The 8673-nt window shown below is 67.8% G+C and carries 6 protein-coding genes; 3 read left to right on the forward strand and 3 right to left on the reverse strand.

Going from position 1 to position 8673, the window contains the following annotated elements; genetic code table 11:
• Nucleotides 1-54: 54 nt before the first annotated feature.
• Nucleotides 55-1041: a lipoyl synthase gene (gene lipA / locus HNR28_RS17505; RefSeq protein WP_043681075.1), complete on the reverse strand. Its 987-nt coding sequence runs from the start codon at nucleotides 1039-1041 to the stop codon at nucleotides 55-57.
• A 210-nt stretch (nucleotides 1042-1251) separates the two neighbouring features.
• On the opposite strand from lipA, the gene HNR28_RS17510 reads away from it, so the two are divergent.
• Nucleotides 1252-2889 (forward strand): glycosyltransferase family 39 protein, encoded by a 1638-nt coding sequence (locus tag HNR28_RS17510; RefSeq protein WP_084330535.1) that lies wholly within the window; start codon nucleotides 1252-1254, stop codon nucleotides 2887-2889.
• A 106-nt stretch (nucleotides 2890-2995) separates the two neighbouring features.
• On the opposite strand, the gene HNR28_RS17515 is transcribed toward HNR28_RS17510, so the two are convergent.
• Both HNR28_RS17515 and ribA read right to left on the reverse strand, forming a co-directional pair.
• A complete protein-coding gene (locus HNR28_RS17515) occupies nucleotides 2996-5080 on the reverse strand; it encodes a putative bifunctional diguanylate cyclase/phosphodiesterase (RefSeq protein ID WP_052355635.1) in 2085 nt (694 codons plus the stop codon).
• A gap of 278 nt (nucleotides 5081-5358) precedes the next feature.
• Nucleotides 5359-6006 (reverse strand): GTP cyclohydrolase II, encoded by a 648-nt coding sequence (gene ribA / locus HNR28_RS17520; protein ID WP_151024484.1) that lies wholly within the window; start codon nucleotides 6004-6006, stop codon nucleotides 5359-5361.
• Nucleotides 6007-6239: 233 nt separating this feature from the next.
• Here ribA and HNR28_RS17525 point away from each other — a divergent pair, with 233 nt between their 5' ends.
• Together HNR28_RS17525 and HNR28_RS17530 are read left to right on the forward strand one after the other, a co-directional pair.
• The gene (locus HNR28_RS17525) at nucleotides 6240-7226 is read left to right on the forward strand and encodes an alpha/beta hydrolase (protein WP_151024485.1); all 987 of its coding nucleotides are present in this window, start codon (nucleotides 6240-6242) and stop codon (nucleotides 7224-7226) included.
• Nucleotides 7227-7332: 106 nt separating this feature from the next.
• A partial coding sequence (locus HNR28_RS17530; RefSeq protein WP_184143077.1) for a carbohydrate porin occupies nucleotides 7333-8673 on the forward strand: 1341 nt, incomplete at its 3' end.

The following is an 8673-nucleotide window of genomic DNA, read 5'->3' on the forward strand; positions in this document are numbered from 1 at the left end:
GGAAGGTCCCGGACCGAAGGCCCTCCATCGGCTGGAGGACCCCCGGCGCGCCGGTCAGAGGCCGACGTTGTCCCTTTCCAGGACCTGTTCGGCGCGGTAGCTGGAGCGCACCAGCGCGCCGGACACGACTTCGCGGAAGCCCTTGGACAGGCCCAGGTCGCGGTAGGCGCGGAACTGCTCGGGCGTGACGAAGCGGCGTACCGGCAGGTGGTTGGCCGTGGGGCGCATGTACTGGCCGAAGGTCAGGATGTCGACGTTGGCGGCGCGGATGTCGTCCATCGCCTGCTCGATTTCCTCGTCGGTCTCGCCCAGGCCCAGCATGATGCTGGTCTTGGTCAGGGTCTGGGGAGCGTAGGCCTTGGCGTGGGCCAGCACGTCCAGCGTCTGGCGGTAGCCGGCGCGCGCGTCGCGCACCTCGTGGGTGAGGCGCTCGACGGTTTCCACGTTCTGGGCGAAGGTGGTGAGGCCGGCGTCCAGGATCTTTTCCACGCAGCCGTGGTCGCCGCGGAAGTCGGGCGTCAGGGCCTCGACCGCGGTCTTGGGCGAGCGCTCGTGGATGGCGCGGATACAGGCGGCGTAGTGGCCCGCCCCGCCATCCAGAAGATCGTCCCGGTCGACGGAGGTGAGCACCACGTACTTGAGCTGCATCAGCGCCACCGCGTCGGCCACGCTGGCGGGCTCGCCGTGATCCAGCCAGCCGTGGGGATTGCCGGTGCTGACGGCGCAGAACTTGCAGGCGCGCGTACAGACCGACCCCATCAGCATCAGGGTGGCCGTGCCCCGTCCCCAGCATTCGGCGATGTTGGGGCATTTGGATTCGGCGCAGACCGTGTTCAGCTTGTGCGTCTCGACGATCTCGCGGACTTCCTGGTAGCGCTGGCCCGAAGGAATGCGCACCCGCAGCCACGCGGGCTTGGGCGCGGAATCGGGAATCTCGGTGAGCTCGCTGGGACGCATGCCGTCCTTGACGGCCTTGGTGCCTTGCGGGCTGATGAATTTGGACCCCGAACGGGCGCGGATGATGGGGACTTCGGTCGTCATGGAAAACCTGCGGGAAAGGATCGGATCGGACGCCCGTCACCCCCGGCGGACGTCTCTGCGGATAGTACCATGCGGCCCCGCGCGCGCCGCGCTGTCCGACCCGGCGGTGCGGCCATACGCATTATTCCGTACCGGCATGCATTATTCCGGACCATTTCGAGCCATTGCGGACTGTTTCGCCCCGCCGTTCCGCCCGGTATACTCCCCGCCATGCTGCCGGCCGCCCCCCCGAAGATCCCCCTGCTCGCCCGTCCGCCCGGCGCCGCGCTGGTGCTGCTGTGCCTGCTCTGCATGGTGGCGCTGTGGACGGTGCTGTGCGCCCTCAGCCATTCGGCGCCCGACCTGGACGGCATGGAAGAACTCGTCTGGGCCGCCAGCCTGGAACTGGGCTACACCAAGCACCCGCCCCTGCCCTCCTGGTTCATGCACCTGGCCACGGAACTCCTGGGCCGGCCCGTGTGGCTGCCCTTCCTGATGGGGCAGGTGTTCTCGGCGCTGGGGCTGTGGTTCGTGTGGCTGCTGGGCCGCGAGATCACCACGCCCCATCGGGCGCTGATCGCCACCCTGCTGGTCTCGGCGACCGCCTACTTCTCGCTGCGCGGCACGATCTACAACCACAACACGGCGCAGCTCTGGTCGATCACCGCCTCGATCTGGCTGTGCCACCGGGCGCTGCGCGGCGGCCGGCTGCGCGACTGGGCGCTGCTGGGCGCCGTCGGCGGCCTGGCCATGCTGACCAAGTACAGCGCCCTGATCCAGTTCGCCGCCTTCTTCCTCTACGCGCTGCGCAGCGGCGCGCTGCGCCGCCCGGCCACCTGGGGCGGCATCGGCGTCGCCGCGCTGGCCTTCCTCGCCGTGCTCGGCCCGCACCTGTGGTGGCTGGAACAGCACCACTTCGAGCCGCTGCGCTACGCCGACGCCTCGCTGCGGGCGGGAGGGCGGCTGGCCGCCCTGAAGGACCTGCTGGACTTCACCCTGGACCAGGCGGGACGCCTGACGCCCATGGCGCTGATCCTGATCGCCTGGACCTTCTGGCGCAGGCGCCACGGCGACCGGGCGCCGGGCCACGCGGCCAACGACGAACGTTTCGCGGCGGCGGTCACCGCCCCGCGCTACTGGCGCGAGCTGGCCGCCGGGGACCGGCAGTTCCTGCTGTGGGTCGGCCTGGCGCCCTTTCTCAGCACGGTGCTGGTCTCGGTGGCGCTGGGCTCGCGGCTGGAGGCGTCCTGGGCCAGCACCTTCTTCGTGCTGTTCGGCTTCTACGGGCTGGGCTGGCTGCGCGGGCCCGAGGCGGTGCAGCTGCGCCGCATCCTCATCCTGGCGGCCGCGCTGCACGTGCTGATGGCCGTCGGCTACGCCGCCGCCCGGGGGCCGATCGCGCAGATGACGGGCTACGCCGCCCGCTCCACCTACCCCGGGCCGGAACTGGCGGCGCACGCGCTGCGGCACTGGCGCGAGCACCAGCCCGGGCGGCCGCTGCGCGTGGTGGTCTCGAACACCTGGCTGGGCGGCAACATCGCCGTGCACGTCGGCCCCGAGACCCGGGTCTGGATCGACGCCAGCGACGAACAATCCCCCTGGTTCGCTCCGGGGACGGCCCTGCGCTGCGGCGCGCTGGTCGCCTACAGCGAACGCGGGCGCGCCGTGCCGGTCCCCGCCGTGCGGGCGCTGGTGGACGCGGCGCCGTGGAAAGGCGTGGACGAGGTGCCCTGGTCCGGCCCCAAGGGACCGGTGATCGACCTGCACTGGGCCGTGCTGCCCGCCACGCCCGAGTGCCTGCAAAATGCGCGGAACGGCCCGGCCGCCGGCGGACCGCGCAACCAGGCGGCCGGCATGCAGGGCGATTGAGGCCGGGAGCCGGCCGGCAAAAGCGGCGGTCCGCCAGACGCGCCCGGCCGCCGAACGCAGCGGAGCCGAGGAACGCCGGACGGCCGGAATTCAGAACGTCAGAACGTCAGAACGCGGAATGCACGCCCGGCCGCAGGTCGGTGCCGTTGGCCAGCAGCGGCTCGAAGTCGATGGGCGCCAGCGGCCGCGCGAACAGGTAGCCCTGGCCGTAGTCGCAGCCGGCGGCGGCCAGCAGCTCGTATTGCTCGCGCGATTCGATGCCTTCGGCCACCACCCGCAGGCCCAGCTTGTGCGCCAGCAGGATGACGGCCTCGCACAGGGCGAGGTCGGGGCCGTCGGGGGTGAGGTTGGCCACGAAGGACTGGTCGATCTTGAGGAAATCGATGTTGAACTTGCGCAGGTAGGACAGCGAGGAATAGCCGGTGCCGAAGTCGTCGAGCGCGACCTGCATGCCGGCGTCGCGGAAGGCGTCCAGCTGGCGCTGGATGCGTTCGTCGCCGGAATCGATCAGCAGGCCCTCGGTGATTTCGATGATGACCTGGCGTGCCGACAGGCCCAGGGTGTCGAGGTGGTTGCGCCAGAACACGTGGTCCAGCCCCTCGTGGCGCAGTTGCGCGGGGGAGATGTTGACGCTGACCTGCATGTCCAGCCCGTACACGCGGCGCCATTCGGCGACCTGGCGGGTGGCCTCGCAGAAGACCCAGTCGCCGATGGAGCGGATGATGCCGGTTTCCTCGGCCAGGGGGATGAATTCGTTGGGCGACACCAGCCCGCGCACCGGATGATGCCAGCGCAGCAGGGTCTCGGCCTTGGTGATGCGGCCGCTGGCGAGATCGACGATGGGCTGGAAGTCCAGCGAGAACTGGTTCTGGCCCAGCGCCAGGTGCAGGTCGTTGACCAGCCGCATGCGGGTCTGGGCCTGCTCCTGCATCGACAGCGTGAAATAGCAGCTGCGGTTGCGGCCTTCGGCCTTGGCGGCGTACATGGCCTGGTCGGCGTTGTTCAGCAGCGATTCGGCGTCGGCGGCGTCGTCCGGGTAGAAGGTGATGCCGATGCTGGTGGAGATGAAGACGGTCTCGACGCCCAGGCGGAAGGGCTCGGCCAGCCGGCGCAGGATGTTGCGGGTCAGGCGCTCGACGTCGCGCGGCTCGCGGATGTCGTCCAGCAGGACGGTGAACTCGTCGCCGCCCAGCCGGGCCACGGTATCGCTCTGGCGCACGCAGCCGCTGAGCCGCCGGGCGGCTTCCTTCAGCAGTTCGTCGCCCATGGCGTGGCCCAGGGTGTCGTTGATTTCCTTGAAGCGGTCCAGGTCCAGGAACAGCAGGCCGGTGCGGCTGCCGGTGCGCCGGGACTTGCGGATGCTCTGCTCCAGGCGGTCGTGGAACATCTGCCGGTTGGGCAGGTCGGTCAGGCGGTCGAAATTGGCCTGCTTCCAGATGATGGCCTCGGCCTGCTTGATCTCGGCGATGTTGGAGAAGATCATCACCCGGCGGTGGACTTCGTCGTCCGCCCCGTAGGACGTGTTGATGCTGAGCCATTCGGGGTAGAGCTCGCCGTTGGCGTGCTGGCCCCAGTGTTCGCCCTGCCAGCTGCCGGTCTCCATCACCGCGCGCCACATGGCCCGGTAGAACTCCCGGTCGTGGCAGGGGGAATTCAGGCAGCGGACGTGCCGGCCGATGACTTCGGATTCGGGGCGCCCGCGCAGTTTCACGAAGGCGGGGTTGACGTCCAGGATGAAGCCTTTGGGGTCCAGCACCAGCATGCCCTCGCTGGTGCTGCGGTAGACCAGGGAGGCCAGCTCGGCCTGGCGGTCGGCGTCGGACAGCCCCGCCCGGCGCGGACGCATGACGTACAGGTGGCTGTGGCCGGTGGGCGACGGGATGTGCGTGGCGGCGCCCGTGAGCATCAGGGGCTGGCGCTGGCGGTCCAGGCCCTGGCCGCGCCACGGCAGGGTGTTGCGCATGCCGGGCTGGCGCAGCCGCAGATTGATTTCGCCCACGTCGGGCAGCAGGTCTTCGACGGGCAGCCCGATGGCCGCGCCCTTGCGGTAGCCGAACAGGCGCTCGGCGCTGCGGTTCATGTAGACGATGGCGCCATGCGTGTCGGTGGCCAGATAGGCGTCCTGGGAATAGTCCCCCAGCCGGATCAATGCCAGGATGTGGGAACGGTCGGCGTGTTCGGGCGGAAACAATGCGGCGACGTCAGGACCGGGGGCCTGTGCATAAAGAGGGACTGGGGGCTTGAGCAGGGGAAACATCACACGAGCGCGGGTGGATGTAGATCAGTCGTCACGATGGAGTCCGCTGAAAAGAACCTGCAACTTATCGGTTTTTAACATGGCGGCGATTCCGGCCACCATCGGTATTATCCATGACGCCCGTCCCCGGGCCGGTCCATGCCCCTGACGGCAACATCATTGTTCGGGCAGAGCTCGCCCGGGCATCCCTGAACTGAAGGCGGCGCCGGCGTTCAGGGGGCTTCGCCGAAGTATTCCTTGAACCGGTGGCCCAGCTTGCGCGCCTTGGTGCGCAGGTACTGCTCGTTGTAGGGATTGCGGTTGACCTGCAGCGGGATGTGCTCGGCGACCGCGATGCCCAGGTCCCCCAGCACGCGCTCCTTGCGCGGGTTGTTGGTCATCAGGCGCACGCTGCGGATGCCGAAATGGTCCAGCATGGGCCGGCACAGGTCGTAGCGGCGCATGTCGGCCGGGAATCCCAGGCGCTCGTTGGCCTCGACCGTGTCGGCGCCCTCGTCCTGCAGCTGGTAGGCGCGGATCTTGTTCAGCAGCCCGATGCCGCGGCCTTCCTGGCGCAGGTACAGGAGGATGCCGCGGCCCTCTTCCGCGATGCGCTGCAGGGCGGCTTCCAGCTGGGCGCCGCAATCGCAGCGCTGGCTGAACAGGGCGTCGCCCGTCAGGCATTCGGAATGGATGCGCGCGAGCACCGGCGCGTCCCCGAACGGCTCGCCCAGCGTCAGGGCCACGTGCTCCTTGCCCGTGGCGGGCTCGGCGAAGGCGTGGATCCGGAAGACGGCCCAAGGCGTGGGCAGCTGGCTGGAAGCGACATATTCGAGGATGCCGCCGTCCGCGACAGGCGCGGAACCGGAAGGGGTGGACATGGGGAACGCGTCGTGGAGGGAATGGAACGGGCTATAGAGTAACACTCCCGTGCGGCGGCCCGGTGTTCAAAAATCCGCCCGGGCCGTTCAATACTTTTCTCCCCCTCCTCCCTAGGATGTGCGGACCGAAACGGCATGCGCTGTGCGAGCGCGGGGCGGCTGCGAAAAAGCGGCCGGCCCGCGCGGATACACGCCTCCGATCGGCATCCACTTGGACGGAGGAGAAATTTCCAATGAAAGACAACGCAGTTCAACCCGCAGTTCAACCGCTGGTCGTGCCCGAACGTGTCCTGCCGGCGCCGGATCACATGAGCGACCTGGCCCGGTCGATGCTCGTCCTCATGGACAACCCCATGAAAACGCCTTTTCCGGCCGTCGCGGATATCCAGGGCTGGCGGAAATACGTGGACGAGGTCGAGAACTCCCTATCCCTGGAACCTCTGAGGAAGGCGATGACGCCGCCAGGCCAGTTCGAGGTCGAGACACTCGACATCGAGGGCGTCAGGATCCACATCGTGACCCCGGAAGGGCTCGATCCCGATGACCGGACTGTCCTCTTCGACATGCACGGCGGCGCCCTGATCTTCTGCGGGCCTTATGTCGTCGAGATGGCCAAGGCTGTGGCGGCCCGCTTCAAGGCCCGCGTCTGGACCGTCGATTACCGGATGCCGCCCGAACACCCTTTTCCGGCCGCGCTGGAAGACGGGCGGAAGGCCTACCGGGCGCTGCTCGAACGGCGCAGGCCCGGGGAAATCGTCATGCACGGGCTTTCGGCCGGCGGCAACCTGATCCCCGCGACGCTGCTGAAGTGCCGCGACGAAGGCATGCCGCTGCCCGCCGCCATGATCCTGCAGACGCCCGAACTGGACCTGACCGAATCCGGCGACAGTTTCAGGGCCAATGCCGGGGTGGACAACGTACTGAACAGCCTGATGCCGGTGAACCTGCTGTACGCCAACGGGCACGACCTGGCGGATCCCTATGTGTCGCCGCTGTTCGCCGATTTCACGGCGGGCTTTCCCCCGACGCTGCTGACGGCCGGCACGCGGGACCTGTTCCTGTCGAACGCGGTGCGCATGCACCGCGCGCTGCGCGCCGCCGGGGTCCCGGCGGAGCTGCACGTGATGGAAGCGGCGCCGCACGGCAATCTGCCCTTCACCGAGGAATGCGAGGCGATCGACAAGGACATCCGCGCCTTCATCCGCGCGCATACGTGCTGACGCGGCACACCCCCCCACCAACGATAAGAGAGCGGGCCGGGCGCCATCGAGCGGCCGCCGTGCGGGAGCGCGGCGGCGCCGGAGCGGCCGGCCCCAGAGAGGAGCAATGAAAACATTCCATTACCGGACCGTGGTCCTGTCGGGCCTGCTGGCGATCCTCGCCCCCATCGGCACGACACACGCGCAGGAGCAGGCCGCGCAGGAACCCGCGGCGGCCGCGCCGCAGCCGCCCGATTGCCTGAAATACGACAGCATCCGGCCGCGCGGGTCCACCACGCCCTGGCCGCCGAATTGCGCGACCTTCTCGCCCGACCTGGGCGGATTACGCGAGACCCTTTTCGATCACGGCTGGAACGTCAGAGGATACCTGACCTTAATCAATTCGCTGTACGACATCCGGAACAAGAACGGGAACGACCTCCAGACCTACCCAGGCCAGAAACCGCTGCTCGGCACCGCCTTGTGGGTCAGCTCTCTGTACGACCTGAGCCGGCTCGGTTTCAACCCGGGGGCGACCTTCATTTTTGACGTCAGTTCGGCCGCATCGACATGGCACGACTTCGCACCGTCCAAAACCTACATCAACGAGCTGTCGATCTTCACGCCCTTCTCGAACGACCGGGCCGAACTGAAGCTGGGTTTCGTGCGGGCGGCAAACGAATTCTACGGCCAGACCAGCGGCACCAGCCTCGGGGCCAGCGCATTGCGACTGGAATCGGCGATCACCGTCCAGGCCGGTTTGACGACGATCGAGCCGGCCCCCTATCTGGGACTGACGGTGTACGACAAGGATCACCGCTTCTACAGCAAATCCGCGGTGGCCCAGAGCATGTCGCCCGACGGCCTGATCGCAAACAGCGATCTGAAGCATGACCTGTTCACCAGGATCCCGGGAGCCGGGGCGGTCTACGTCACCGAACTGGGCTATCGCGGGCGGTACGATCTGGGCGAGAAAGCGCATTGGTTCCGGGCCGGCGCCATCTACAACACGTCGCAATACCGGCTTTACGATGGCTCGGGCAGGAAGGACAGGAATTACGCCCTGTATTCGCAGGCCGACATTCAGTTGACCCACGACAGCAGCCTGAGTCCGCTGCTCGGGTGGTACATGAACCTGCGGGCCAACTACGCCCCGCCCGACCGCAACGTCTACAACGGCGACGTGGGCCTGTCGTTCTACAAGATCGGGACCTTCCCCTCACGACCGGCCGATCTGTTTTCTGTCAGCATCGCCCGGAACTGGTTCAGCAAGGACGTGCGCGATCAGTTCGCGCTCGCCGGCCTGGAAACCGAGAAATACCAGACGACGTATTCGGTCTCCTACGCCTATGAAGTCAAGCGGGGCCTTTACCTGGTCGTCCCTGAAAAATTCATTTGTCCTGTTTCAGGCCGAATTTCCGGCGATCCGAGGCCACGGATTTCGATAGGGCAGGCAGCCCACCGGATC

The sequence above is a fragment of the Castellaniella defragrans genome, assembly GCF_014203015.1.
Lineage (GTDB): Bacteria > Pseudomonadota > Gammaproteobacteria > Burkholderiales > Burkholderiaceae_B > Castellaniella > Castellaniella defragrans.